Below are 25512 nucleotides of genomic sequence, written 5' to 3'. Positions count from 1 at the left end.
CACCGTCTCTTTATGCTCGACGTTCCCGAGAACACCCCGATCGCTGCCGTGGCCAGGGACGCGCCCGGCGTCGAGGTCGACAAGCTCGGACCGTACTTCGTCATCGCATCCGAGGACCCGGTCACCATCGATCGCCGGGCGACGGGCGCCCGTCATGCGGTCTGGTACAGCTGCGTCGGAGGCCTCGACGGTTGCCGCATCGCGCAGTGGGACAAGGACGCGCTCCGGCTGGAGCGGCGATGACCGGCACCAGGTCTGACCGGGCGGGCACCGCCACCCGGCTCGGCGCCGGCCGTTACGTCGATGCGATCGACGCGCCCAACGGCGTGGTGACCTCGATCCACGAGCTCGTCACGGCCGATGATGCCAAGGTCACGGGCGTGCTGCGGATGCCCGCGGGCGCGCAGACCGTCGTGACGATCATGCACCCGCGCCAGGATGTCACCCACCACTCGCTCGTGCCGTACCTCCTTCGCTCGGGCTACGCGGTGTGGACCCAGGGTTCGAGGTCTCCCAACAACGACCTCGCCCTCATCCATGAGCAGGCGATCCTCGACTTCGCAGCAGGGCACGTCTTCCTTCGGTCACGGGGTCTCGGCGTCGTGTCTCTGGGCCACTCCGGCGGCGGCACCCTTGCAGCCTTTTACTGCCAGCAGGCGGGCATCGACCCGGCGCAGCGGTTGGCCACGGCACCCTCGGGGCGTCCGGTCGCGCTGCGTGGAGCCGACATGCCGCTGCCGGACGGCGTTGTCTTCCTGGCGCCGCATCCCGGGCAGGGCGCCCTGCTCCGGCGCGTCATCGACCCGTCCGTCGTGGACGAGGCCGACCCCCTGTCGGTCGATCCCCAACTCGACCCGTTCGACGCTCGCAACGGTTACCGAGCGGCCCCGGAGCCGACGACGTACGCCGCCGAGTTCGTCGAGCGCTACCGCCAAGCGCAAGAAGACCGGCTGCAGCGGATCGATGAGGTCGCGCGTCGACACGTCGAGCAGTCTCGTGTCGCGAACGAGGAGTTCCGTGAGAGTGGCGACCCCGCCGCGCGTCGACGCGCCTTGGCGCCGAGGCTGATCATGGTGCATCGGACCGACGCCGATCTACGCAACGTCGACCTCACCCTCGACCCGAACGAGCGGCCGTACGGCTCCCTGTTCGGGCGACGCCCGGACCTGACCAACTACGGCCTCGTCGGCTTCGGCCGACTGAGCACGGCCGAAGCCTGGCTCTCGACGTGGTCGGCGAACACCACGAACGCCGACTTCCTCCGCTGCGCCCCAGGGGTCACCGTCCCGACCCTCCTGCTCGAGTTCACCGGAGACCAGGCATCCTTCCCCGCTGACATCGCGGCGATGAGCGATGCCCTGGCGGCGAGCGACATGACCGTCGATGCCGTGCAAGGCACCCACTTCGGTGGGCCGATCAGCTCCGGCGCACCGACCGGCACCTCGCTGGCGGCGACGCGTATCGAGGACTGGCTCCGCCAGCGATTCTGACCACGACCGCACGAGGGCCCGATCTCCGAGAAGGAGATCGGGCCCTCGTGCTTGTCCCAGGAACGTCAGGACGTTGCACGAACCACCAGGTCGATGCGGCCGCTGGCCAGCGCGGCGACGGCGTGCTCGGTCCAGCGCTCATCGACCCGTGCCGCCACAACCGACCCCGTGTCCCGGCGCAGCCGTTCGCCCAGGTCAAACATCGTGAGCGTCGAGCCAAGGTCGTCCTCAGCACGAAGGAGAACGCGGCCAGCGAAGTGGTTGATACCGGCGCCCAGCCGCTTCACCAGCGCGTCACCTTCCGGGCCCCACGGGTCGCGCACGTCGACAACGACCTCGTCATGGTCGCCAAGCTCCTCGACCGAGACCGACCGCGACGACCATGCCCCGCCGTCACGAACAAGGGGGCGGGACAGGATCCACGGCGTCCGAGCGTCGTCGGGCACCTCGGTGACCGCGCAGCCGGCGTAATGGCTCAGTCCGCGACGTACGACGTCGTCGGCGAGGACCGCGAACCGGTCGACGCTCACCTTCCCTGCGCGTGTCATATAGGCGATGAGCAACTGGTCGACAGGGAGATCGAGCCGGTCGGGGAACGTGTCCCACCAGCGCATGCTGCGCCGGGCGGTGTCTTGGAGATGTTCCACTGATGGTCGGCGCTCGGTCTCGTAGCGGTCGAGTGCCGTCGGCAAGTCCGGCGCCGCGGCAAGGGCGGCATCGAGAGCGATCCCGTCTTCCATGGCGAGCTTCGTCCCGGAGCCGATCGAGTAGTGCGCCGTGTGCGCGGCGTCCCCCAGCAGCACGACGTTGCGCTGATGCCATCGCGCGCACCTGACGGTGCGGAACCGAAGCCAGCGGGTGCGGTTGCCGATCAGGGGATGGTTCTGCAGCTCGTCCTGGAATGCGGCACTGAGGTAGGACAGCGACTCTTCATCGGTCTGGTCGAACGGGGTGCGAGCCGTCGTCAGGTCGAAACCGGCGCGGCGCCAGGTCTCCTCGTCAGTCTCGACGAGGAACGTGCTGCGGTCCGGCGCATAGGGGTAGCCGTGCGCCACGAAGGTGCCGTGCTCGGTCTCGACAGGCACAAACACGGCGCTCGGGAGAGCGAAGTCGGTCCCGCACCACAGGTAGAGCGACTCATGAGTATCGACGGTTGCCCCGAAGGCATCGGCGGCCCCTTCCCGGGTCGCACTACTGACCCCGTCCGCCGCGATCACCAGCTCGACGTCGAGCTCGGCCGCCGAGACTCGCTCGCCGTAGTGCAACCGGACGCCGGCCTCCTCCGCGTACTGACGCAGGACGTCCAGCAGGGTCGAGCGCCCGATGGCGATGAGGTTGTCGACGGGTACCAGTGACCGCTGCCCGCGGACCTTCATCGCCATCTCGTGCTGGAACGACCGCTCGACGATCGCGGCCAGACTCGCCGGGTCGGCCGCCTCGAGGTTGCGCTGGGTCCGCGTCGCGAGCCCGACGCCGAAGCCGAAGGTCTGGTCTGGCGGGCTCTGCTCGTACAGATCCACGGCGCATCCGGGATGGCGCAGCTTGAGGAGGCGAGCGACGTACAGACCGCCCGGACCTCCGCCCAGGACGGCGACGGAACGTAGTTCCACGGTGATGCCTTTCGGCCGACGACAAGTGTCTCCACGGTAGTCTCGTTCTACACGTACGTCAAGAAGTTGACGCTCCTGTCGAATCCGGCATACGGTGCAGACTGATGACGACGGTCACAGGGCCGTCGCGGCGAGATGCCGAGGGGCAGAGGATGGGCAGCATCGACTGGTCGGGACGCGTCGTCCCGTTCCCGCAGGAACTCGTATCGACCTACCGCACGGAAGGTCTCTGGGGGACGCTCCCCATCGCGGCCGAGTTTCGCGCCGTCGCCGAGAAGTACGCCGAGCGCGATGCGGTGATCACCTCAGAGGGGCGGCTGTCCTATGCCGAGCTCGACGAGCGTGCCGACCGCGTTGCCGCCGGGCTCGTCGAGCTCGGCCTCGACCCCGGCGACCGCGTTCTGTTCCAGGTCACGAACCGCATGCTGACGGTCGTCGCGTGGTACGGCGTCCTCAAGGCCGGCCTCATCCCGGTCTGCACGCTGGCGGTGCATCGCGCTCACGAGATCGGAACCATCGCCGAGCGCACCGGTGCCGTTGCGCACGTGGTCGAGGCGGGAACCCGCGGCTTCGACCTCGTCGCCTTCGCCGTGGAGCAGCAAGCCGAGCATCCCGGGCTGAGGCACCTGCTCACGATCGATGCCGACCCTGACCAACCGGGAACACGGATCGAGGATCTCGGCCGGAATCTGGACGCCCCTGCCGCCCGCCAGGTCGTCGACGCCGTCCAGGCGGGCATCGATCCCGACGAGGTCGCGGCCTTCCAGCTCTCGGGCGGCACCACCGGCGTACCCAAGGTCATCCCCCGCCTGCACGCCGAGTACTGGTACAACGCTCGCGCCTATGCCGCCGCCTGGGGATGGGACGAGAACACACGTAACGGTCACCTGATCCCGCTGATCCACAACGCCGGCATCGTTTGCGGGTTGCACGGTCCCCACAGCGTCGGCGGCACACTCATCCTCGCCACCCCCGACCTCTCCGAGGCCCTCCCGCTGCTCGCTGTGTCCGGAGTCACCGACGTGCTCCTCGGTCACGGCCACTACAACGCCATCCGATCAACGGAGTTCGACGCGCTCGCATCGACACTGCGGACCGTGGTGCTCTCAGGAGCGAAAGTGCCCCTTCCGATCTTCGAGCGCCTCGAGGGCCTCGGCATCTGGAGCGGCCAGCTGTTCGGGATGGGCGAGGGCTTCTTCGCGGTCACCCCGCTCGACGCGCCCCGCGAGGCTCGCCTCACCACTGTCGGCTCCGGCCTGTCGCCGGCGGACTCGTTCGCAGTGCTGGAGCCGGGGTCCGAAGTCGAGGTCCCCGACGGCGACGTGGGCGAGCTCTGCTGCGCTGGGCCCTACACGCTGCGCGGATACTTCGACGCGGCCGAGCACAATCTCGGAGCCTTCACCTCGACCGGGCTCTACCGGACCGGAGACCTGGTCTCCGTGCAGACCTACGGTGACCGTCGCTTCCTCTCCGTGGAAGGGCGACTCAAGGACGTCATCAACCGAGGCGGCGAGAAGATCAACGCCGAAGAGGTCGAGGTGCTGCTGCTGCGTCATCCCGACATCATCAGCGCCGCCGTCGTCGCCATGCCCGACGAGAGACTCGGGGAACGGTCTTGTGCCTACCTCGTCGGACACGGAGAGCCGCTCACCATGGCCGATATCCAGAACCACCTCGATGGTCTCGGCGTGGCCAAGTTCAAATGGCCCGAGCGGCTCGAGTGGATCGAGGAGATGCCCAAGACCGCAGTCGGCAAGATCGACAAGAAGCGTCTGCACGCGCAGATAGCAGCCCAGGTCCAGGACGAACGGCGCTCGCTCGCATGAGCGCTCCGGCTGCACTCGTCACGGGCGGCTCAGCCGGCATCGGGCTGGCGATCGCTGCGATGCTCGTCGACCAAGGCTGGTCGGTGACCTTGGTCGGCCGCGACCGCGACAAGCTGGTGAGCGCGGCCGCCCAGCTCGGAACCGACCGGGCCCACGTCATCGCCGCGAACCTGGCGACCGACGTTGCCAGCGATGTGATCGCCGAACACGTAGGCCGCCACGGTCGGCTGGACCTCCTGGTCAACAACGCCGGTGCGGGCCTCATCGGTCCGATACAGCGGAAGACGCCGAAGGAGCTCGATGTGGAGCTCGCCCTGAACCTCCGAAGCACTGTGAGGCTCATCCAGGAGGCTCTACCTCAGCTGAGCGACGCCGCCAGGAGCAACGGCGCAAGCTGGATCATCAACGTCAGCTCGATGACGGCGACCGAGACTCCCCCGTATGCGTCCGTCTACTCCGCCACCAAGGCAGCCCTGGTTGGCCTCTCGAGCTCCCTCCATGCCGAGCTCAGCCCCGACGGCATCCACATCACCGCACTCACACCCGGACTCGTCGACACCCCGGGCACCAGCTGGGCCCCCGAGAACACTCGTGATCGCATGATCCCAGCCGACGACGTTGCCGCGGCTGTTCGCTTCCTGCTGGGCCAGTCACCCCGATGCTTCGTGCCGGTCCTGCCGCTCGTGACGGCGGGAGCGGGCATGCACGAGCTGGTGGACTGGCGCGCGTTCGCCGACGGCTCGAGAAACCAACCGCACTAGCAAGCGGTCGCCAATCACACAGTTCCCCACGCCCGCTCGATGACCTCGATCACCTTCGGCCGCAGGTCGCTGGCCGCGATGACCTCGTCGACCGAGCCGACCTCGACGGCGCGGTGGATGTTGTGCACGTCGTCGAACTCGGCGGCGACCTCGGCGATCTTGTCGGCACGCAGCTGGGCACGGAGCTCGGCGAGCTCGACGACGAGCGCGCCGCGTTCGCCGTCCTCGGCGTGGTCGATGCGCTCCTCGAGCGCGGCGATCCGGGGGTCGGCCGCGGCCCGCTTGGAGACCTCGGCGGCGAAGACGACGGCGGCCGCGGGCGCGCCACCGAGGACCGAGGCGTACGAACCCTCGATGGCGAGGACGGTCATCGACGGGTTCAGGTGCTTGGAGAAGACCACGAACGCGCCGCCGTGGTAGCGGGAGATGACGCAGAAGACGATCGGGCCCTGGAAGTTGACGATCGCGCGGCCGATCTCGGCGCCGTACTCGAGCTGCAGGTTGCGCATCGACTCCGGGGAGCCGTCGAAGCCGGACAGGTTGGCGAGTACGACCAGCGGGCGGTTGCCCGAGGCCGCGTTGATCGCGCGGGCGACCTTCTTCGACGACCGCGGGAACAGGGTGCCCGCGGTGTAGGTGTCCGGGCCGTCGGTCGGAGGGAAGCCGGCGCGGGGCACCGGCTTGGACTCGATGCCGACCAGGCTGACCGGGTAGCCGCCGATCCGGGTGTCGACGACCACCGCGGTGTCGGCGTCGGCCATGCCGGCCCAGCGCTCGAGCATCTCGTGGTCGGCGTCGGCGAGCGCCCGCATCACCGTACGGATGTCGAAGGGCCGCTTGCGGTCGGGGTTGTGCTCGGCCGAGAAGATCTCGCCGACCGTCGCGAAGTCGCCCGGATGCGGGAAGGTCGACACGTCGCGGTCGCTCGGGTCGGCCGTGGCCGCGCGGCGCGGCCCGGTCTCGCCGGGGACCACATAGGTGTGCTCGTAGTGCGCCATGAGCACCCGGAACGCACCGGCGAGGTCAGGCACCCAGTACTGCGCCTGCCCGTTCGGGCCCATCACCCGGTCGTAGCCGCCGATGCCGTGGTTGTCCTCGGCCGACACGCCGCCGGAGAAGTCGAGCGACTGCTTGCCGGTGAGCACCATCGCGCTGTCCGGGGTCATCACCAGGATGCCCTTGGTGTGCATCAGCATCGTCGCCTCGGCGTTCCAGTAGGGCTGGGCGCCGACGTTGATCCCGGCGACGACGATGTTGATCTCGCCGCCGTCCTGGGTGAACTGGACGATCCGGCGCAGCGCGGCGGCGACCCAGTCCATGTTCTCGGTGCCGCTCTCCATCGAGATCCGGGCACCGGCCGAGACCGCGAACCACTCGACCGGGACGCCCATCCGCTCGGCGAGATCGATGGCCGCGATCACCCGGGCACACTCGGGCTCCGAGAGCGCGCCGAGCGACTTGAGCGGGTCACCGCAGAGTACGACGCGGGTGATGCCGTCGGGATAGAGCGGGCTCGGGGTGGTGACGACGGCGACGATGATGCCGGCCTTGTTGAGCCCGGGGGCACGGTCGACGGGCACGAGCGTGCCGGAGTCGTCGAGGTCGTGCTCCACGACCGTGCCGCTGCCGGCCAGGGCGCGCTGGAGCTCATAGGGGTAGACGAGGCCGCGGCGCCGGGCGCGCAGCACCTTGGCGGCGTACTCGTCCAGCGGGGCGAGCGGCTCGGTGGGCGGTTCGATGACGTCGGCCACGACGCCCGCGCCCGGCTGGGCGTGGAAGCGGATCGCCAGCCGGGTCGGCTCGCCGCCATCCGGAGAGGCCACCCGGCCCTCGGCGAGGACCTCCTCGATCCCGGTGCCCTCGCTGAGCGGAGTGATCTTGCTCTGCAGCGCGGTGATCTGGTCGAGGTCCGCCTCGACGACCGGCCACACCGTCACCCAGACGTGGTTGACGTCGAGCTTGGTGCCCTCGCGGCCGCGGGCGGTGCGTACGCGGCGGATCGCCTCGAGGCAGTTCTCCACGGCACGCTCCACGTGCGGCAGCGCGATCACGCGGCCCTCGTCGTCGCGTACGACGGCGAGCTGGCGCGCCTGGGCGGCCGCGACGAGACGGCGGTCGGCGGGGTTGGCCCGGGCGACGCACTCGTAGAGCAGTACGTCGTCGGGCGCGGGAAGCCTGGTGACCTCGAACTCGCTGAGGCGCCACAGGTTGAGCCGGCGACCGACCATCGGGTGCATGCCCCGGACCAGCGTGTCCTCGACCAGCTCGTCGGTCGGGATGTGCGGGGCGCCGTCCGCGTGGTGGCGGTAGGTGAAGTAGTCGATCGGCTGCGGCGCGGGATGGCAGACCGCGACCGAGACGCGGCGGGCACGGCGGGCGAACTCCTGCCCGGCGAGCATCGCGGCCAGCTCGGCCGAGGCCTGGTCCGGATCCGTGGGCGCGTCCGTCCAGCGCAGGTAGATCTCGACGACGTCGTCGTGGTCGGCGGTCATCGCCGAGGTGATGGCGGTGGCGAGCGGGCCGTCCGGTTCGGCGAGCTCCGTGACGTCGCCGATGGTGGAGACCACCCGGGTCGCGCCCTTGTCGTCCGTGGCGTACTCGGCGTGCACCAGCGGGCGCCCGCCGCCATTGCCGGTGACGGTCAGGTCGTGCAGGTCGTAGTCGCGGTAGTGGCGCCGAATCAGCACCTCCAGCAGCGGCTCGCGCTCGGGAAGGCCGTCGACCAGCCGGTCGCGGAGGAAGCCGACCAGCGGCTCGGGTACGGCCGCGAGCGCGTCGATGCGGGCGGCCCGGTCGGGGGCGTCGGGGTCGGTGAGGGCGGCGACCTCGGCCGGTACGCCCTCCAGCACGGCGCGACGCTCGTCGTCGACCGCCGGCTGGTCGAACCAGCCGAACCGGACCGAGCGGGCCAGGTCGCCGACCACGGCGAACCGGAGCTGGGTGGCGCGCACCATCCGCTCGAGCAATGCACGGACCGCGGCGGCGTCCTCGCTCGCCGGCGGCGGGTCGGCGAGCCAGCGCTGCAGCACCCCGATCGCGACGTCGACGTCGGACGGATGCTGCTGGGCGAGGAAGATGCGGAACACCGCACGCTCGAGCTCCGGCGTACGTTCGAGGTCGAGGACCCCGTAGTGCGCGAGGACCCGCTGCAGCTTGTCGCGGAAGTGGTCCGGGAGCGCGCCCCGGTCGGGGTCGAGGCTGCGCAGGTAGGTGTGGAAGTACTCCCGCGAGCTGTGCACCCGCAGCTCGGTGGCCGGCTCGTCCCCGGCCGGGCGGTTGCGGCTGAGCTCGGCGAAGTCGGTGAACAGCGACAGCAGGGCCATCTCGGTGCGGAGGGTCTCCCCGGGCTCACCGGCGGAGCGGGAGGCCAGGTGGGCGGCGAGCAGCGCCGGGCGCTGGTCCTCCTCGACGTCGTAGCCGAGCAGCAGGCTGCTCAGGTCGGCGATCGCCCCGTTGCTGCGGCCGGGCTCGGTGGTGGGCACGGGCAGGTCGAGGTCGGCCAGGCGGGCGGTGCTCGCCTGCTCGCCCTCGGCGCCGCCGGTCGGCTCGAGGCGCAGCAGCGGCGCCGCGGTCTCGACCTGGCTGCCGACGCGGACCAGGAGCTCCTTGACCCGGCCGGTGAACGGCGCGGTCAACGCGGTCTCCATCTTCATCGACTCGAGCACGAGCACGGGATGACCGGCCTCCACCTCGTCCCCGACGGCGAGCGGGGTGGAGACGACGAGCGCCGGCGCGGGCGAACGCAGCATGCCGCCCTCGTCGCGGCTGACCCGGTGCATCACGTCGTCGACCTCGACCAGGTGGACGGGGCCGTGGGTGGCGGTCACCAGCCGGTAGCGGTGACCGTCGACGGTGAGCCGGCCGTGCACCTCGTCGATCCGGTCGAGGGTCGCGGTGAGGGTGCGCCGCTCTCCCCCGGCGGTGATGGTGACCTGGTAGCGGGCGGGCCCGGACTGCCGCACGGTCAGGGCGTACGTCGCCCCGCGCAGCTTGAGCTCGATGGTGCGGGCGGGGTCGTGCTGGATCTGCGGTCGACCACCCTGGGCGGTCTGCAGCATTCGCGCGATCTCGCCGCGCTCGGCCTCGTCGTAGCCCTCGATCGCGGCGGCGACGAGCGCGACGCCGGCATGCCGGGCGGCCTGAAGCCGCCCCTCGCCACGCACCCGGTCGATCCAGCCGGTGTCGGCCCAGACCGGGCTGCCGGTGGTGACCTCGGGCTGGTCGAGGAGGTCGAGGATGAAGCTCTTGTTGGTCGCGCCGCCGTCGATGATGACGGTGGTCTCCCCCATCGCGCGGCGCAGTCGCGCCAGCGCCTGCTCGCGGTCGGCGCCCCAGGCGATCACCTTGGCGATCATCGAGTCGAAGTCGGCCGGGATCGTGTCACCCTCGGCCACACCGGTGTCGACCCGGATGCCCGGCCCGGCGGGGAACTCGAGGCGGCTGATCCGGCCCGGAGCCGGCGCGAAGTCTCGGTCCGGGTCCTCGGCGTTGAGCCGGGCCTCGACCGCGTGGCCGCGCTCGACCGGCCGGTCGCCGGTGAGGGGGACGCCGGAGGCCACCTGGATCTGCAGCGCGACCAGGTCGGTGCCGGTCACGACCTCGGTGATCGGGTGCTCGACCTGGAGGCGGGTGTTGACCTCGAGGAAGGCGAACGTCTTGTCGCCGGGGTGATAGAGGAACTCGACGGTGCCCGCGCCGGCATAGCCGACGGCGTTGGCGAGCCGCTCGGCCGATGCCTTGAGGTCGGCGGCCTGGTCGTCGGCCAGCAGCGGGGAGGACGACTCCTCGATGACCTTCTGGTTGCGGCGCTGCACCGAGCAGTCGCGTACGCCGATCGCCCAGGCGGTGCCCTGACCGTCGGCGATCACCTGGACCTCGACGTGGCGGGCATCGGTGACCAGCTTCTCGAGGAACACGACGCCGCTGCCGAACGCCCGCTCCGCCTCGTCGCGGGTGCGCTGGTAGGCGTCGGCGAGCTCGGTGCCGGAGGTGACCTTCCGGATGCCGCGACCGCCACCGCCGGCGGTGGCCTTGAGCATGAGCGGGTAGCCGATCTCCTCGGCGCTGGCCAGCGCCTCCTCGAGCGTGTCGACCCCGCCGCGGCTCCAGGGAGCCACCGGGACGCCGACCTCCTCGGCGATCAGCTTCGAGCCGATCTTGTCGCCCAGCTTCCGCATGGCCTCGGCGCTGGGGCCGATGAAGGTGACGCCCAGCCGGTCGCACAGCTCCGCGAAGGCGGGGTCCTCGGCGACGAAGCCCCAGCCGACCCAGGCGGCGTCGGCCTCGGTGGTGGTCAGCGCCTGCTCGAGGACGGCGAGATCGAGGTAGGGACGGTCCGCCGCAGCTCCCAGCAGATAGGCCTCGTCGGCCTCGCGTACGAACGCCGCTCCGGCGTCGACGTCGGTGTGCAGCGCGATGGTGCGGATCGTCCCTTCGGACGCATCCCGCGCGTTGAGGTCGCGGACGGCATGGATCAGACGCATCGCGGCTTCGCCGCGGTTGACGATGGCAATTCGAGAGACCTGTGGCACGGTGCAGACTTTTTCATCAGGCGCCGCTCCTGTGACCGCTCGACTCCGACAGGCTTCTGATGGATTCCTTGTCGATTTCCTAGTGGACACCGCCCGGAGGCACCCCAGGTTCGCGCCGTTGTCACCCGCTCAGGATGGCCGTTTCCTACAACGCCCGGCGGACGCCGTCGACCGCTGCTTCCGGCCGATCTCAAACTGAGACACCCCGAGATCGCAACTGGGTTGTGATGGGTTTGGGTACCTGAGAGACCAAGAAAGGAGGCACGCCATGAGGGGCGTCATCCAGATCAACTCGCGTCACCTGTCACACGACCTACCGTGCCCGCGGTGCGGCCACCCGGCACACATCTATCTGGCATGCGGGGACGGATGCGATTGCGAGCCCACCTTGATGCCCGGCTCCACACTGCCTGCCGGTCACCTCGCGCCACGAGAAGAGGCCGCCTGACGGGGAGGCTCTCCGGGACATGATCACCTGAGGTCACCCGGTGGTCGCCGCGGCTCGCGCGAAGCGAGTCGCTCCTGCGACCAGCACACCCGCCAGCCAGTCGAAGACGACGTAGCCCGAGGCGACGCCGCTGGGCGGGTTCCCCGCAGGCAGACCCAACCCGGGTACGACGGGCGACCACGTCCAGGTTCCGATGGCGGTGCCGTAGAGCTCGAGGTAGGCGACGAACCACCAGACGCCGGCGAACAGGCCGGCCTGACGGCCTCGGGCGAGCATGACCACGACGAGTGCAGAGCCAACGGCTCCGGAGAGGTCGCGTGTCCCGAGCAGCCCGGCGGCACCGAGCACTGCCCAGGCCGTCGCCACCACCGCCGTCACCCGGACGAAAGCATCTCGGTGCCGGACCAGGAGGGGCACCTGGCTGAGGCGCAGCCCGGTGAGGAACACCAGCCCGTGCCCGGCAGGGACGAAGAGCGGCAGGTTGCCGAGCCGGTAGTCGTAGAGCCCCCAGAGCTGGGCACCGACCACTTCGAAGAACGTCGCGACCGCCACCACGACGAGCGCCTGACGCCGTTCGTGGACGTCGGCCCTGCGGGCCACCACGACGAACAGAGCCGTGCATCCCAGGCCGAGCCATGCCTGACCGCGGGCATCGACGAATCGATCGGCGGCCAGGCCGGCCGTGGTGACGGCCGCGACCGCCACCACGAAGAGGAGCCTCACGCAGAGACGGCGAGCTCGCCCAGCTCCGACCAACCCGACTCGGGAGTCTGGACATGAACGATGTCGGGGGTACGCGAGAGGTACTGCGGCAACGTCCGCCGGGCCTCGCGGAAGTGCTCCGAACCGACGTGTACGCCACCGGCAGCCTCGTCCGCGAACGCCTCGACCAGGACGAAGAGGTTCGGGTCGTCGACAGAGCGGCTCCAGTCGTACCAGAGGCATCCCTCCTCGGCGCGGGTCGCCTCGGAGAACGCGCGTGAGATCTCGATCCAGTCGTCGGCATGCTCGGGCTTCACGGCGAACCGTGCGGTGATGAAGATCATCGCTCTTCCTCTCGGGTGTCGACGCCGGTCTCCCGGCCTGGTCGCAACGTAGGAGGCTTCGCGGTTACCCGACAGGTGCGACCGCTCGAACCGCACCGAACTTCCACGCCATGCGGGAAACCGAGACCAGGACGCCTGCTCCGGGGATCACCCGAAGGCGGCCCGCTCGAACACCGCGTGCAACTGCTGATCGGCGATGACGACATCGACCACGACACGGAACCGTCCCGGCGAGGACGGCGTGCCGCTGAACGTTCCGTCCGGGCCCGCCTCGAACCGGGCGAAGGCTCCGCTGGCGATGCTGACCGCGGCGATCTCCGCCTCGGCGTACCGGACCTGCTTGCCGGCCGAGGCCACCGACAGCGTCAGCGTCGACGGCTGGGCGAGCAGCAGGTCGCCCGACAGCGTGACGTCGTACCCGCCCACCTTCTGTACGTCCCCGTCGGAGACACGAGCCTCGGACGGTCGACGCTTCCCTTGCGGTGCGACGAGATCAGAGCCGAGGACGAGGTCGCCGATCTCCTCGTCGCCGCTGTCGAAGGCCACCACCAGGTGGCCCGGGCCTCCTGGACTGTCAGGAAACGTCGCTTCCCAGGCGCCGTCACCCATCGGCCGCGCCACAGCTCGCTCGAAGTAGCGGAGGTCGGCCGACCAGTACCACGACGTCAGCTCGGCGATGTCTGCCTGTCCGCTCTCGAGCTCGAAGCGGACCCGCCCGGCGCGTCCACCGTCGGCCCGGATGTCGGAGAGCCGATAGCCAGCCTGGTGGTCGACGAGGCCATCGCCCCATCCGGCCACCCCGGCCTTCGTCTCGCCGGTGTGTGACGGTGTCTCTGACGCACCGCAGGAGGGCGCTGTCCACAGGAGCAGCGCCCCCACCGCCGAAGCCAGCGCCCGGTACGTCATGCCCAGGCCCGCTCACACACCATGGCCGTGAGCGGGTCGAGGTCGACGTACATCCGGGTCGCGTCCCGTGCGGCCCGCCTGACCGCCAGCTCCAGCTGCTCACGTTCGTCCAGGAAGCGACGGGACGAGACGGAGACGCCCAGACCCGCGATCACCCGTCCGGCGCTGTCCCGCACCGGGGCTGCCACGCAGGAGACGCCCATCTCGTACTCGTCCACGTCGGTGGCGAACCCCGCCGCCCGCATCCGCAGCACCTCGCGGCGCAGCCGATCCGGGGTGTCGAGCGTGTGATCGGTGAACCTCCGCAGGCGCGGCTGCCGAAGGTAGGCGGGCCAGCGATCGGAGCCGATCGAGGCGAGCATGACCTTGCCGAGGGCGAGCGCGTGAGCGCCGCCGCGGTAGCCCGCCGAGATGTCGCGCAGCTCTGCCGCGCCCCGGCGTCCTCGGGTGTCCGCGATCTCCAGATCACCCTGCTTCCACCAGCCCAGATAGGCACGCGCGCGGGTCTCGTCACGCAGATCCTGCAGCACCGCCGCCAGTCGCTCCGGCTGGGTCCGGTTGGCGACGTAGCCCCGGTACAGCGCGGCGATCTGCGGGCCGAGGGTGTACAGCCCAGACGTGGTCGGCGAATGCTCGATCATCCCCACGTCCGTCAACGTCTGCAGCGCGTAGTAGGTGGTCGACAAGCTCTGCTCGAGGCGGCGTGCCAACACCTTGGCCGATACACCCGCCGGATTCTCGGAGATGATCGCCAGCGTATTGGCGATGTGGATGGCCGAGTTGAGGACTCTCTTCTGTGCAGGGATGCCTTCGACTGCGTCCAGGCTGGTCGTTTCCGTCATGGTTTCCTCCGGTGTAGAAGTAACCCGCCGATTACCTGCAACTGATCAAAGCAAACCGGACTAGTGTGATGGGTCTCACATTGAGACAGGCTCAGGCAGAAACGAGAACGCCCATGCCCAGCGCCATGCCGAACTGGTCCGACGTGCTGACGCACTCCCTCGAACGGCTCGAGGAGCGAGCTTCGTCCGATCCCGATGCCCGGGTCCGCGACGGAATCCTCGCGTCCTGGCGTCGCTCCTACGACAGCCAGGCCCTCGGCGACCGCCTCGACCTGCCTTACGACGACAACCTCAACCTGTCGACCAGGTTGGTCCGCGCCGCCCGCCCCGTCATCGAGAAGGTGCAGAGCGACATCGACGGCAGCCCGCTGACCCTCATCCTCGGTGACAGCACCGGCAAGGTGCTGCTACGGCACTCGGGCGAGCCGTGCCTCGAAGGTCAGCTCGACCGCGCCCTGCTCGCTCCGGGGTTCAGCTATGCCGAGAAGTACGCCGGCACCAACGGCATCGGTACCGCTCTCGAGGATCGAACGACCGCCCTCGTACGCGGCGCCGAGCACTTCAACGAGCAGCTCCAGGTGTTCGCCTGCGTCGGCGTCCCCGTGCGGGACCCCATCACCCGCCGCCAGCTCGGCGTCCTGGACATCACCACCTGGGCCGACCGTGCCCATCCCGCGCTCACGGCACTGGTCCGGCAGGCCGGTGCCTCCATCGAGGACAGCCTCCTCACGATGTCGAGCAGAGGAGCGCGGTCACTTCTGGAGCAGTATCTCCGCTGCAGCCGAGCCGCTGAGGACCGCGTCATCGCCGTCAGCGACGAGGCGTTCATCGGATCGGCCGCTGCCGCCGACCGCATCGGCGGCCTGGGACGACCCGAGCTGTGGGCGCTGACCGTGGACGCGCTCGGCAACTCCGACCGCGCCGAGATCTCGCTCATGTCCGGCACCGAGTACGCCACCACCCTGACCGTGCGCGCCATCCGTTCGTCGTACGGCAGGCTCGACGGTGCGATCGTCGAGATCCCCGCCTCCGCTCCCGCACCACCGGTGCAGCAGTCGAGCCCGCCCCGTCCACGTGGAGCCCACCAGCTCAGCCCGCTGGTCCTCGGCCCCATGGCCATGGTCGGCCGCATGGCGGCCGCGCGACTGCCCGTCTGCCTCGTCGGCGAGCCGGGCACCGGCAAACGCACCCTCATCCAGGACATCGCCATGCGCGAGTTCCCGGGACGTACGGTCGTCGTCATCGACTGCGGAGACGCGGACATCGAGGCCAAGCTCGGATCGGTCGGCGAGCAGCTCGCCGATGGTCATCCCGTCATCGTCCGCGACGCCGACGGACTGGCGTCCGGGCGCCTCGCAGAGCTGGTCAACGGCATGGACCTTCCCTCGACCGGCGGCTGGCTCACCTTCACGACCCGCACCCATCACAAGCGCGCCGAGGGATCCGAGGAGACCGAGAGCGACCTGGCTGCCGCCGGTATCCCGATGATCGCCCTTCCCCCGCTGAGGGCACGCGTCCAGGACCTACGCGTCCTGCTGCCTGACATGGTGCGCCGGTTGAGCCGCGGGCGGGTCACGTCGGTCTCCCCCGAGCTGCTCACCCGCCTCATCCGCGAGCCGTGGCCGGGAAACCTGGCCGAGGTCGTCGAGCTGGTCACCGGGATGATCCCGTCGGCGACCGATTCCGTCCTGCGCGAGCAGCACCTTCCGGCCGACTTCGGCAGCGGGCTGCGGTATCGGCTCACCCCGCTCGAGTGGATGACCAGGGACGCCATCGTGGAGTCGCTGCGAGCCTGCGACTGGGACAAGGCGCGCGCCGCTGAGGCGCTCGGTATGTCGCGGGCCTCGATCTACCGCAAGATCAAGGCCTACAACATCGAGCCCGGCGCCTGACCCTCAGTCGGCTGGCCCGTCCCTGTCGGTGCGCTCCTCACGTTCGACGGGGGACGGCGCCTTCAGCCATGCGTAGAGGCCGACGACGAGCGCGATGGCCACCATCGGGAACACCCACAGGTAGTCGACGATGTGCAACGGCGTGATCATCATTTCTCACAATCCCATCAGGAGAACGAGGCCCGTCGAGGTCAGGCCGACCATCAACAGGAGGTACGGCAGCTGCCCCACCGCGACCGATCGCGGACGGAGCTCCTCGAGCGAGCGGTCGTGGGCCGCCACGACGCCGACGACGTGTCCGCAGACCACCGCGGCGAGCTGGACGACGGCAATCGTCCGGGGTGAGACGACCAGGTAGTCGATCGACGCCTGGGCCGACCCGAAGAGGTCCCACCCGCGACCGAAGGGGTCGGACGCCAGGATCGCTCCGACCTGGCCTTGGAAGATCGCGAACGAGAAGTAGTGGGCCACGGTGTAGCCGACGATGATCGGCACCATCGTGTGCGCGAAGGCTTGCGAGGTGCCGTCGGCATACCGCGAGAAGACATCCGTGGCGCGCATCGCTAACTGGTAGGCACCGGCCACGAGCAGGATGGCGGCGAGCAGGCCGAGGGTGCCGGTGATCAGATAGTCGGGCCGGCCGAGGTCGCGGGTCAGGTCGCCCCAGAACGAGGTGCGGGTCACCCCGTCGAAGGCCGTCGACCCGAGCAGCGTGCACAGCACGGCGATCTGCCCCGGCGGGACCGGCATGGCGGCGAGTCCGGCCAGCGGGTGGCGGACGATGGCCTCGCCGTCCTCCGACCGACCCCATGGTGCGAGCCGCCCGATGGTCGCCGAGTAGACCTCGAGCCCATCGGCGGCGTCGAACCACCGTGGACCGGCCACGGCACCACCGATCCCGTGCACGAGAACGTACGCGGTCACGAACCCGGCCACCACCCGCGGCTCGTCGGAGTGGTCGAAGACGAGCTCCAGCCACAGGAACACGCCCAGCGAGGCGACGGCCGGCCACCGGCCCACGCGCGCCGGGAGCCCTGACCGCCGGAGGCGGGAGGGCACCGCTCTGCGGAGCAGCCGTGCCAGTGCCCGCACCGGGTTGAGGAACCGCCACACCGGCCCCAGGAGCAGCGAGCACGGCACCAGGCCGACCCACACCCACACGTAGAGCCAGGTGGGAGCCGGGTTCGTCGCCACACTCGTCGGACCGAACCACGCGACTGCGAGGAACGCCACCGCACCCACCAGCGCGACAGCCTGTGCGATGTGCGAGGACCGTTCCCCCACCACGACCTGTGTCCACCGAGGGAGCACCACTCCGTCCTCGGTCCCGAACCGGCTCGAACGCCACAGCAGCCCGAGCGCGAGGAAGGAGAAGAGCAGGACCCCCACCGCGACGTACAGGGCGATCCATACCGGGACGGGGAGGTCCGAGCGGTCACCAAGCCCGTGGGTCAGGATCATCACTTCACCTCGATCTCGACGAGCAGCGCGCCCGCTCCCTCCAGCTCCGCCTCGAAACGACCGGGGATGTCGGCGGTGAAGGTGAGCCGGCCCTCCTGGCCGGCCGCCAGGTCGAGGTGCGTGTCGTAGCCGTGCAGGTGCAGCTCGTCCGCGACGTCGCTGGTGACGGCGAGGGTCACCTGCTCGCCGAGGCCGACGGGCTCCAGATGCGCCGGCGGGGACGGCTTCCCGTCCACGACCTCGATCCGGATGACCGTGCCCGTCGGCTGCGTGTCCGCCGGCGAGGGCGTGGCGCTCGCCGAGGGCGCCGCTGCCTCCGTCGACCCGTGCCCGGAGTGGTCCGCCTCCGCGGCGGTGGAGGTCTCCACGCCACAGGCTGCGAGGGCCGAGGCGGTCAGGACGGTGGCGAGGGCAAGCGCGAGACGTGTGCTGATCATGGATGTTGGTTCCTTCCGAGACGACGTTCGTCGGTCACGAGGCGGCTGCTGATGACGAGGGCGAGGACAAGGCCGTGCACGACATGGATCCCGACCATCCACGGCCAGCCGATGAGGCTGCTCAGGCTGGAGGCCTCCGGCTGCGCACCGACGACGGTCCCGACGACCTGGAGGCAGACCAGGTAGAAGAAGCACATGAGGATGACGCCGTGCAGGGCGGCGACGGCGTACAGGGCCCGTCCGGTGACGGGATGGTTACGCGTGCCGAGCGAGAAGATCGCTCCGCTCACGCCGCCCAGGACCACACAGATCCCCAGCCCGCCGACGAACTCCTGCTGGAAGAAGGGCACGGCCTCGCCGGCTGCTGTCGCGGCCTGCGCCACCTCGAGGGCGCCCGGCGACAGGATCGAGACGATCGCGTAGAACGGGGTGGCCGCTCCCACCCCCTGGACCGCGCCGGCCAGGGCGAGCAGCGCGATGATGACCAGGGCCGACAGACTCCCGGCGACCGCTCCTCTCTCGATCGCAGCATCGAACGTCCGCCAGCCCGTCGGCGCCTCGTCGACGTGAGCGTGGTTCCTCATGCTCGTCACTTCCCCTCCGGCTGATCGGCGGGCACGGTCTCCCGGGTCCGGGAGGGCTCCTCGGCGTCGCGCCGGAGGAGCTCCTCGAGCTCGAAGTACTTGCCGCTGAAGAGCAGCCGCGCACCCGTCGGACGCTCATCGCGGTAACCCGACTGATAGCGCCGGTTCGAGGTGCCGGACATGTCGATCGAGAGCATCAGCACGAAGATGCCGATCAGCAGTCCGCCGAGGATGACGGGACCGAGCCCGATCAGCATGTCCATGGAGCTCGTGCCTCCCCCATGCATGGGGAGGATCGTCGGGATGGTCATGATGCGCACTCCTGGTTCAAGGGTGGAAACCCGGTGGTGCCGAGAGAGAGCGGCACCACCGGGTGAATGGGTTCCGTCAGGCCATGGCCGACGGAGTGACGAAGCTCTGGATGGTCACGAAGTTCTCGTGGCCGGCCTCGTCCTGGAGCCGCAGCACACCGGTGAGCTGCATGCGCGACTCGCCGACCGGCATGAGCCGCTCCTTGGCCCACACCGCGTCCGTCATGCTCATCGTCAGCTCCCGCGTCTCGCCCGGGGCGATCGGCGTCGCCGGGGAGATCTGGACGGACCGCTCCGCACTCCCCTTCTCAGCCACCGGGAAGGTGAGCGTGCTCGTCGTGAACGACTCGACAGAGGCCGGCGAGCTTCCCGTGTTCTGCACGGTGACCTTGGCCGTCACGGTGTCCGTCGCCGGGTCGAACGCGGCCTCGGAGGCGTCCGCCGTGACGAACTTGGCGTCGACCACCGCGTCCTCCGGCGCGAAGTGGAGCACCTGCTGCGGCATCTTGTCCGGATAGGCCTGCGCCTGCCACAGCATGCCTCCCACCACCAGGGCGATGGTCGCGCCCATCATGACGTTCATGACGCGGTGGTCCTTCTTCGTGATCAGCCCGTACGCACCACCGTCGGTGTTCAGCGGAATCTGGCTCGTCACGGGCAGACGCGTCACGGTCGGCTTCGGGACGATCCAGTAGAGCAACCAGGCGAAGCCGATCACCAGCCAGATGACGTTCCAGAAGGTGACACCGCCCATGCCGATGTTCTCGAGGTCGGCCGTCTTCCCACTCAGCAGCTTGACGTCGTTGGTGAAGCCGCCGGCGGACTCGGTCACGTCGACGTACTGTCCCGGCCCGATGAGCGAACCCGCGCCATGGATCCCGAAGATGGGATGGATGTGCCAGTGACCGACCCGCCGCCCCTGGAGCACCATCTTGAACTGATAGACCCCGCCCTTCTCGATCTCGATCGCCATCGGCGCCGGAGCGCCGTTGATGGTGCGTTCCTTGATGACGACGGTCGGGCCAGGAGCGATCACGCCGATGAAGCCGAGCTTCGGCTCCGCAAGCTGCTCAGGGTAGGTCTCGAGGATCTTCGCCGTCCCCGTGATGGTGAGCTCCTCGCCCTGGGCGACCTCCTCCGCGGAGTACTTCACGTCCCAGAAGGCGACCGTGCCCATCCGGAGGAACGCCTCCTGGGCCGTCTCCCCGTGGGCCGAAGCCGGCGCCGGCGGCAGAGCGAGCACCACAGCGATGGCAGCGGCCATCACCGCCCCGATGTACTTCAGTTTGCTACGCATGTCGTACTCCTCTCAGAACCGCTTGATGAAGCGGCCGATGGGCCAGATGGCAAGTCCGCGACCGATGGCCTGGCCGACCCAGTAGCCGGCGACGGCGAGGGTGGCTCCGAAGGCCAGCGAGACGTACTGGGTCTCGCCGAGGAAGGTGCGGAGCGACCCGTGCTCGATCATGCGGAGGTATTCCGGTGTCTGACCACGGACGTACTCGATGCCCTGGACGTCGGCGACGGTGACGTGCAGACCCATCCAGTCGATCGGTTGCAGGTAGGGCGCGAGCACCGTGTAGTTCGTGAACCAGAGGATCAGCGCGAAACCGAACGCTCCGACCAGCGAGGTCAGCACGAAGCTCTTCGTCTTCAACAGGACCCAGTCCAGCCAGATGGCGGCGGCCAGGATCATCACCGGCCACACGAAGGCCAGCGGGAAGCCGCCGAACATGTCCCAGTTGAAGATGCGGCCGATCCAGGACGCGATCGTCATGCTGATGGCGGTGTAGACGGCACCTGTCGGCATGCGCCAGGCGAGCCACTGGATGTACTGCAGGGCCGAGGGGATGATGATGACCGCGAACGGGGTCACCATCGGCCACCACTGACGGTCCTTCCAGTCCGTCCAGAAGTCCCAGTCCCCTGCGAACAGGAGCTTGGTGATGTCGGCTGCGGCGGCGACCACGAAGGCTGCCGTGACCCAGAAGACGATGTCCCACTTACGGTCGATGAAGGTGTAACGGCGGTTGAGCAGCTTCCGCAGTGCCTGCGTACGCTCCTCTGACTCCGGCGCCAAAGCTGTGGCACTCATGAGGGCTCCTTGGTTTGGGGATGTGAACGGTCCACTGGTCAGGCGATCGCGGGATCCGAGGTCGTCACGGCTTGTCGTTCCTCTTCGATCTCGTCCTCGATCTGGAGCAGTCGACCCAGGGACTCGGCCCAGAGGGCGAAGATCCCGGATGCCAGCCAGCCGTACGTCACGAACGGCCAGTGGAACGGAGCGGCGAAGATCTCCTCGGTGATCCAGAGGCTGTGGCCCCACTCGTTCATCGCGACCTGCATCATCTCGGTGACCGAGGCGGCGATGAGGAGGAAGAAGGACCAGGGGAAACCCTTGTCCGGCGAGTAGACCTTCGGCAGGCGGGTACGTCCGTAGAGATACGTGCCCACCGTCATCGTGATGCCGAGCGGGAACGCCCAGAAGAACATCACGATGTGGCTGGGGGTGAGCGCGGTGTCGCGAACGGCCGTCTGGTGCCAGACGCCGTCCTGGTTCGGGAAGAAGCTCGCCATGAAGTAGAGCGTCAGCGACGTGGCGCCGATCAGGCCCCAGAAGACGGCGATGCGGCGTACTTCCTCGGCCTTGCTGATCGGCTTGGCCTCAGCCTTGGCGGCCAGGTTCTGGCCCGACTTGATCAACCATCCCCACCAGGCGAGCGTCACGATCGTGACGACGACCAGCTCGCCGAGAAAGAGGTTGAACCAGTACGTCCGGAAGCCATCGCTCGCCGCGTCCAGGCCGTACTCCTTGTACCAGGCGAACTTCTGCTGGTAGATCCGCAGACCGATGAATGATCCGGCGAGCAGGAAGCTCCCGATGAACATCCAGCGCCAGCCGCCGTTCCAGTCGATCGGGCCGCGGCCCTTGGGGAACTCGCCGGACGAGTCCCCGCGAGTGTCCTCCCGGGATTCCGGGGTGATGGTTGTGGACATGGTTTTTCCTTCCGTTTGTCGTGCGGAGGTCCGGGTCAGGGAATGAGGACGGCCCGACCGCGCACCCGTCCGTGGTGCAGGTCGTCGAGCGCGACGTTGGCGTCGTCGAGGGAGTAGATCTGGGAGTGGAGGGTGACCTTCTTGGCTGCCGCCAGCTCCATCAGCTCGGAGAGCTCGGTGTAGTTGCCGACCAGGCTGCCGACGACGCTGATCTCGCTGAAGATGACCTGGAGTGCCGGCACGTTGACGTTGCCGCCGTAGCCGACGACGTAGTAGGTCCCGCCCTGGCGGAGCATGTTCGGGCCCTGGTCGGTGGTGCCGTGCTCGGCGACGAAGTCGATGACAGCCTCGACTCCGTCTCCGCCGGCGAGGTCCTTGACCGCTTCGACGACGTCGCCCTCGCTCGCGTCGACCGTGATGTCCGCACCGATCTGTCTCGCGAGCTCGAGGGCGTCCGGGTTCGTGTCGACGACCACGATCTCGGTCGGGCTGAGCGCCTTGAGCGACTGGATCGCGATGTGCCCCAGACCGCCGGCACCGATCACCACGGTCTTCGTCCCGGCCTGCAGCCGGGGCACGGCCTTCTTCACCGCCCGGTACGCCGTGATGCCGGCATCCGCGAGCGGGGCGACGTCGACCGGCTGCAGGCTCGGATCGAGCTTGATGCAGGCGCGCTCGTTGGTGAGCATGTACTCGGCGTACCCGCCGTCCATGGCAAGCCCCGGGAATCCGGCCGTCTCGCAGTACATGTCCTCGCCGCGCCTACACCCGGCGCAGACGCCACAGGTGATGTGCGGGTGCAGGATCACGGTGTCACCCGGAGCCACCGTGGTGACCGCGGAACCGACCTCGTCGACCCAGCCCGCGTTCTCGTGGCCGAGGATGAACGGGAGGAGGGTGCCTTCGGTGTCGAGCGTGTCCTTCCAGACCTTCTCGATCACGTGGAGGTCGGTCCGGCACACGCCTGCGGCGCCGACCTTGATCACCACGTCGTGCGGCCCGGTGATCCGGGGTTTCGGCACGTCCTCGATGACCAGCTTCGAGTCATAGGTGTAGAGCCGCGCGGCCTTCATGCCACTTCTCCTTCGTCGACGGTGGTGAGCTGTGCGGGGTAGCGCTCCGCGAGCAGCGCCTTGCAGAGATGACCGTTGCCCTCGAAGGACACGGCCATCACGCGGGCAGACCGCCGATGGGCCCGGACCTGCTCCGGACCCACCGGACGGCCATCGGCGGCGATGAGGAAGGGATCGTCGTGGCGACTGCCGACCCCGAGCTCCTCTCGCGTGGTCAGGTACTTCCCGAGAGCGGGAGGGTCGAGGCGGATCACGTCTCCCAGCACGAGATCGACGAGACTCTCGGCGTCGACGCCGACCTCCTCCAGCTGGCGACAGACCTGCTCCTGACGGATCAGCAGGGTCTTGCGCCGGAAGTGGTCGCGCAGGTCCTCGAGGTTCCCCTCGGCCTCACTGGGGAATGCGGTCATGAACCCACCCCTGCTCTGCACGCCGGACTGGATCCGCTCCGACTCGAAGTGGTCCTCGACGGAGACAGAGACGGCGCCCTTCCCGACGACGCGCTCGGCCGCCTGACGTACGTCGTCCACCATCAGCCAGGTGAAGTTCGGCGCACAGAAGTACGTCGGCAGCTGCATGACGATGCGCACGGCTCCGCCGTCCTCGGTGACGGACCGGATGAATCCCATGTCCGTCACCGAGCGGTCGACCTCCGGGTCGTGCACCTCCTCCAGCGCCGCGAGGACGTCGGATGCGGTCGACATCAAGCCACGACCTCGACGAGGGCATCCACCTCTGCGCCGCCGACGACGCCCTCCGGGACCTCGATGTCGTACAGACGCGCGGCATTGAGGCCGAGGACCTTGGCCTTCTGGTCGTCGGTGATGGCGTCGTACTCGCTGCCCTCGGAGAACTGGAAGTCGAGGAACCTCTCGACCAGCCAGCGCGGGGTCCAGATCGCGTAGTCGCTGCCGAAGCAGATCTTGTCCTCGCCGAGCCAGTAGAGGAGCTCGCCCATGATCTGCTCGAAGTAGCGGGGCTTGGCGTGGACGAACGGCATCGCGACGGCCATGCCGGCGTAGACGTTGCGCTCCTGGGTGGCGATCCAGCAGAAGTCCTCGAGCCTCGGCAGTCCGATGTGCTCGACGATGAAGTTGAGGTCCTGGAAGTCGGTGGCCACGTGGTCGACGTCGTGGACGTCGAAGGCGTCCCGGTCGAGCGGCCAGACCGTGGGGCCCTTGTGGATGTGGATGTTCTTGATACCGAGCTCTTGGGACTTCTCCAGGTAGCGGTAGGCCATCGGGTCGGTGAGCGAGTAGCCACGGGAGTCGCCCTGCCACTCCGCGGTGTAGAGCTTGACGCCCTGGATCTTGCGCTCGGAGGCCTCCTTCTCGAGCAGCTCGAGGCCTTCCTCACCGAAGCGCGGATCCCAGGAGGTGTTGAGGATGAACCTGCCCGGGTTCTCCTCCACCAGCTCCAGCGCCTCCTTCTCGCGGCGGAATCCGGTCTTGTAGAACGCGCTCAGGACGGTCGGGTTGAAGATGGCGACGTCGACACCGCCGTTGTCGAGCACGTCCTTGACGACGTCGGCCTTCTCGATCTTCGCGAAGCGCTCCTTCGACCACTTCTCCTCCTCCGGGGAGAGGCCGTTGTGGTAGTCGAAGAAGCACTGGGTCCAGCCCTTGCCATAGTCGTTCAGGCAGTTCTCGTCCGACCCATCCCAGATGTGGATGTGGCCGTCGACGATGAAGTAGTTCTTGCCGTCCCTGGTGATCATGCGGTGTCCTCCTGATGCGATTTCGGCGTGATGGCTGTGCCGACCGGGTCAGCAGCGGTCTGCCGCCCCGGGATCGCTTCAGTGAAGGGCCCGTCGATACCTGTGTCGAGCGTCACACCGTCATCGAGCGCCGCCGTTCCACACCCGTCGGAATCCCCGCCGAATACCGGCTGACACGACGGCGAGAACGGCCCGGAGGTGGCGATACAGGCGCGTTCTCACCGGGTGGCGGGCGCCCGGATCGCCAAATCCTGGGCGCTTTCCGCATGGGGTGATGGCGACGGGCGTTTCCCTCGCCGAGCGCTGTCCAGCCGGTGTGACGGCAGTCACCATTCCGAGACAACGTGCGGCACGAGCCGCGTGTTCACCGGAAGAATCGAGGTCGCCCCATGACATTCGAGACCTTGCTGGTCATGGCGGTCGGTATCGCGGCACTGACCGGTCTGCGGATCGTTCTGGCCCTCATCGGAAGAGGGCATGCCGCCGATCACTCCCAGGTTCCGCTCCCCCGCGGGAGTGCTGAACCCGGCTCCAGGTGTCGCGCGGTGCGCGGAACCGGACGGAACCGCAATCTCCTGTA

23 protein-coding genes are annotated in these 25512 nt (G+C 68.9%); 6 read left to right on the top strand and 17 right to left on the bottom strand.

Annotation, left to right across the window (positions count from 1 at the left end; all coding sequences use genetic code 11):
- The first annotated feature begins 12 nt into the window (after nucleotides 1-12).
- Both UG56_RS04735 and UG56_RS04730 read left to right on the top strand, forming a co-directional pair.
- Nucleotides 13-243 carry a hypothetical protein gene (locus UG56_RS04735; RefSeq protein ID WP_256206436.1) on the top strand — a complete coding sequence of 77 codons (231 nt, stop codon included), beginning with the start codon at nucleotides 13-15 and terminating at the stop codon, nucleotides 241-243.
- Nucleotides 240-1490, top strand: a complete 1251-nt coding sequence (locus tag UG56_RS04730; protein ID WP_045546875.1) for a hypothetical protein — start codon at nucleotides 240-242, stop codon at nucleotides 1488-1490. Before UG56_RS04735 ends, UG56_RS04730 begins: the two co-directional genes overlap by 4 nt.
- A gap of 65 nt (nucleotides 1491-1555) precedes the next feature.
- On the opposite strand, the gene UG56_RS04725 is transcribed toward UG56_RS04730, so the two are convergent.
- Nucleotides 1556-2872: an FAD-dependent monooxygenase gene (locus tag UG56_RS04725; RefSeq protein ID WP_256206435.1), complete on the bottom strand. Its 1317-nt coding sequence runs from the start codon at nucleotides 2870-2872 to the stop codon at nucleotides 1556-1558.
- Between the two features lie 3 nt (nucleotides 2873-2875).
- Between UG56_RS04725 and UG56_RS28785 the strand changes: the two genes are divergently transcribed.
- The 3 genes from UG56_RS28785 (at nucleotide 2876) to UG56_RS04715 (ending at nucleotide 5687) form a co-directional block, all read left to right on the top strand.
- Nucleotides 2876-3094, top strand: a complete 219-nt coding sequence (locus UG56_RS28785) for a hypothetical protein (RefSeq protein ID WP_256206434.1) — start codon at nucleotides 2876-2878, stop codon at nucleotides 3092-3094.
- A gap of 158 nt (nucleotides 3095-3252) precedes the next feature.
- Entirely contained in the window at nucleotides 3253-4926 is a 1674-nt protein-coding gene (locus UG56_RS04720) for a (2,3-dihydroxybenzoyl)adenylate synthase (RefSeq protein WP_045546877.1), read from the top strand.
- On the top strand, nucleotides 4923-5687 hold the full coding sequence (locus tag UG56_RS04715) for an SDR family oxidoreductase (RefSeq protein ID WP_045546878.1): 765 nt from the start codon (nucleotides 4923-4925) through the stop codon (nucleotides 5685-5687). Before UG56_RS04720 ends, UG56_RS04715 begins: the two co-directional genes overlap by 4 nt.
- 14 nt (nucleotides 5688-5701) lie before the next feature.
- Here the strand turns inward: UG56_RS04715 and UG56_RS04710 are convergent, their stop codons facing one another.
- The 5 genes from UG56_RS04710 to UG56_RS04690 all read right to left on the bottom strand — a co-directional run bounded on the left by UG56_RS04710 (nucleotide 5702) and on the right by UG56_RS04690 (nucleotide 14460).
- Nucleotides 5702-11218, bottom strand: a complete 5517-nt coding sequence (locus tag UG56_RS04710; RefSeq protein ID WP_084100510.1) for an ATP-binding protein — start codon at nucleotides 11216-11218, stop codon at nucleotides 5702-5704.
- A gap of 481 nt (nucleotides 11219-11699) precedes the next feature.
- Nucleotides 11700-12389, bottom strand: a complete 690-nt coding sequence (locus UG56_RS04705) for a hypothetical protein (protein WP_052693096.1) — start codon at nucleotides 12387-12389, stop codon at nucleotides 11700-11702.
- Nucleotides 12386-12712: a putative quinol monooxygenase gene (locus tag UG56_RS04700; protein WP_045546880.1), complete on the bottom strand. Its 327-nt coding sequence runs from the start codon at nucleotides 12710-12712 to the stop codon at nucleotides 12386-12388. The genes UG56_RS04705 and UG56_RS04700 overlap by 4 nt, the downstream gene beginning before the upstream one ends.
- 147 nt (nucleotides 12713-12859) lie before the next feature.
- On the bottom strand, nucleotides 12860-13618 hold the full coding sequence (locus UG56_RS04695; protein WP_143054911.1) for a hypothetical protein: 759 nt from the start codon (nucleotides 13616-13618) through the stop codon (nucleotides 12860-12862).
- Nucleotides 13615-14460, bottom strand: a complete 846-nt coding sequence (locus UG56_RS04690) for an IclR family transcriptional regulator (RefSeq protein WP_045546882.1) — start codon at nucleotides 14458-14460, stop codon at nucleotides 13615-13617. Before UG56_RS04690 ends, UG56_RS04695 begins: the two co-directional genes overlap by 4 nt.
- 113 nt (nucleotides 14461-14573) lie before the next feature.
- Between UG56_RS04690 and UG56_RS04685 the strand changes: the two genes are divergently transcribed.
- The gene (locus UG56_RS04685; RefSeq protein ID WP_045546883.1) at nucleotides 14574-16352 is read left to right on the top strand and encodes a sigma-54-dependent Fis family transcriptional regulator; all 1779 of its coding nucleotides are present in this window, start codon (nucleotides 14574-14576) and stop codon (nucleotides 16350-16352) included.
- A gap of 3 nt (nucleotides 16353-16355) precedes the next feature.
- Here the strand turns inward: UG56_RS04685 and UG56_RS28230 are convergent, their stop codons facing one another.
- From UG56_RS28230 to UG56_RS04635, 11 genes are all read right to left on the bottom strand, one after another.
- A complete protein-coding gene (locus UG56_RS28230) occupies nucleotides 16356-16502 on the bottom strand; it encodes a hypothetical protein (protein ID WP_177191418.1) in 147 nt (48 codons plus the stop codon).
- A 6-nt stretch (nucleotides 16503-16508) separates the two neighbouring features.
- On the bottom strand, nucleotides 16509-17813 hold the full coding sequence (locus UG56_RS04680; protein WP_045546884.1) for a hypothetical protein: 1305 nt from the start codon (nucleotides 17811-17813) through the stop codon (nucleotides 16509-16511).
- Nucleotides 17813-18250 (bottom strand): hypothetical protein, encoded by a 438-nt coding sequence (locus UG56_RS04675; RefSeq protein ID WP_052693098.1) that lies wholly within the window; start codon nucleotides 18248-18250, stop codon nucleotides 17813-17815. The genes UG56_RS04680 and UG56_RS04675 overlap by 1 nt, the downstream gene beginning before the upstream one ends.
- A complete protein-coding gene (locus UG56_RS04670) occupies nucleotides 18247-18834 on the bottom strand; it encodes a hypothetical protein (protein ID WP_143054910.1) in 588 nt (195 codons plus the stop codon). Before UG56_RS04670 ends, UG56_RS04675 begins: the two co-directional genes overlap by 4 nt.
- Nucleotides 18835-18839: 5 nt before the next feature.
- A complete protein-coding gene (locus UG56_RS28225) occupies nucleotides 18840-19145 on the bottom strand; it encodes a hypothetical protein (RefSeq protein ID WP_045546886.1) in 306 nt (101 codons plus the stop codon).
- 76 nt (nucleotides 19146-19221) lie between these two features.
- Entirely contained in the window at nucleotides 19222-20442 is a 1221-nt protein-coding gene (locus tag UG56_RS04660; RefSeq protein ID WP_045546887.1) for a methane monooxygenase/ammonia monooxygenase subunit B, read from the bottom strand.
- Between the two features lie 12 nt (nucleotides 20443-20454).
- Nucleotides 20455-21240: a methane monooxygenase/ammonia monooxygenase subunit A gene (locus tag UG56_RS04655; RefSeq protein WP_008359136.1), complete on the bottom strand. Its 786-nt coding sequence runs from the start codon at nucleotides 21238-21240 to the stop codon at nucleotides 20455-20457.
- 38 nt (nucleotides 21241-21278) lie between these two features.
- Complete coding sequence (locus UG56_RS04650) at nucleotides 21279-22142, bottom strand: methane monooxygenase/ammonia monooxygenase subunit C (RefSeq protein WP_045546888.1); 864 nt, start codon at nucleotides 22140-22142, stop codon at nucleotides 21279-21281.
- Between the two features lie 35 nt (nucleotides 22143-22177).
- On the bottom strand, nucleotides 22178-23215 hold the full coding sequence (locus UG56_RS04645) for an NAD(P)-dependent alcohol dehydrogenase (protein WP_045546889.1): 1038 nt from the start codon (nucleotides 23213-23215) through the stop codon (nucleotides 22178-22180).
- Nucleotides 23212-23919, bottom strand: a complete 708-nt coding sequence (locus tag UG56_RS04640) for an iron-sulfur cluster assembly protein (protein WP_045546890.1) — start codon at nucleotides 23917-23919, stop codon at nucleotides 23212-23214. Before UG56_RS04640 ends, UG56_RS04645 begins: the two co-directional genes overlap by 4 nt.
- Nucleotides 23919-24932 carry an amidohydrolase family protein gene (locus UG56_RS04635; RefSeq protein WP_045546891.1) on the bottom strand — a complete coding sequence of 338 codons (1014 nt, stop codon included), beginning with the start codon at nucleotides 24930-24932 and terminating at the stop codon, nucleotides 23919-23921. The genes UG56_RS04640 and UG56_RS04635 overlap by 1 nt, the downstream gene beginning before the upstream one ends.
- Nucleotides 24933-25512: the final 580 nt, after the last annotated feature.

Origin of the sequence: Nocardioides luteus (assembly GCF_000960475.2) — a bacterium.
GTDB classification, from domain to species: Bacteria; Actinomycetota; Actinomycetes; order Propionibacteriales; family Nocardioidaceae; genus Nocardioides; species Nocardioides luteus_A.
Note: the sequence above shows the minus strand (reverse complement) of the source record. Positions and strands in the feature narration are given on the sequence as shown.

Bases quoted from the DNA above. Each gene is read 5' to 3' on its own strand.
- UG56_RS04730 (WP_045546875.1), top strand. From the start codon at position 240: ATGACCGGCACCAGGTCTGACCGGGCGGGCACCGCCACCCGGCTCGGC.
- UG56_RS04695 (WP_143054911.1), bottom strand. From the start codon at position 13,618: ATGACGTACCGGGCGCTGGCTTCGGCGGTGGGGGCGCTGCTCCTGTGG.
- UG56_RS04660 (WP_045546887.1), bottom strand. From the start codon at position 20,442: ATGCGTAGCAAACTGAAGTACATCGGGGCGGTGATGGCCGCTGCCATC.
- UG56_RS04735 (WP_256206436.1), top strand. From the start codon at position 13: ATGCTCGACGTTCCCGAGAACACCCCGATCGCTGCCGTGGCCAGGGAC.
- UG56_RS04680 (WP_045546884.1), bottom strand. From the start codon at position 17,813: ATGATCCTGACCCACGGGCTTGGTGACCGCTCGGACCTCCCCGTCCCG.
- UG56_RS28230 (WP_177191418.1), bottom strand. From the start codon at position 16,502: ATGATCACGCCGTTGCACATCGTCGACTACCTGTGGGTGTTCCCGATG.
- UG56_RS04655 (WP_008359136.1), bottom strand. From the start codon at position 21,240: ATGAGTGCCACAGCTTTGGCGCCGGAGTCAGAGGAGCGTACGCAGGCA.
- UG56_RS28225 (WP_045546886.1), bottom strand. From the start codon at position 19,145: ATGACCATCCCGACGATCCTCCCCATGCATGGGGGAGGCACGAGCTCC.
- UG56_RS04645 (WP_045546889.1), bottom strand. From the start codon at position 23,215: ATGAAGGCCGCGCGGCTCTACACCTATGACTCGAAGCTGGTCATCGAG.
- UG56_RS04675 (WP_052693098.1), bottom strand. From the start codon at position 18,250: ATGATCAGCACACGTCTCGCGCTTGCCCTCGCCACCGTCCTGACCGCC.
- UG56_RS04690 (WP_045546882.1), bottom strand. From the start codon at position 14,460: ATGACGGAAACGACCAGCCTGGACGCAGTCGAAGGCATCCCTGCACAG.
- UG56_RS04715 (WP_045546878.1), top strand. From the start codon at position 4,923: ATGAGCGCTCCGGCTGCACTCGTCACGGGCGGCTCAGCCGGCATCGGG.
- UG56_RS04640 (WP_045546890.1), bottom strand. From the start codon at position 23,919: ATGTCGACCGCATCCGACGTCCTCGCGGCGCTGGAGGAGGTGCACGAC.
- UG56_RS04725 (WP_256206435.1), bottom strand. From the start codon at position 2,872: ATGGCGATGAAGGTCCGCGGGCAGCGGTCACTGGTACCCGTCGACAAC.
- UG56_RS04700 (WP_045546880.1), bottom strand. From the start codon at position 12,712: ATGATCTTCATCACCGCACGGTTCGCCGTGAAGCCCGAGCATGCCGAC.
- UG56_RS04670 (WP_143054910.1), bottom strand. From the start codon at position 18,834: ATGAGGAACCACGCTCACGTCGACGAGGCGCCGACGGGCTGGCGGACG.
- UG56_RS04650 (WP_045546888.1), bottom strand. From the start codon at position 22,142: ATGTCCACAACCATCACCCCGGAATCCCGGGAGGACACTCGCGGGGAC.
- UG56_RS04720 (WP_045546877.1), top strand. From the start codon at position 3,253: ATGGGCAGCATCGACTGGTCGGGACGCGTCGTCCCGTTCCCGCAGGAA.
- UG56_RS04685 (WP_045546883.1), top strand. From the start codon at position 14,574: ATGCCCAGCGCCATGCCGAACTGGTCCGACGTGCTGACGCACTCCCTC.
- UG56_RS04635 (WP_045546891.1), bottom strand. From the start codon at position 24,932: ATGATCACCAGGGACGGCAAGAACTACTTCATCGTCGACGGCCACATC.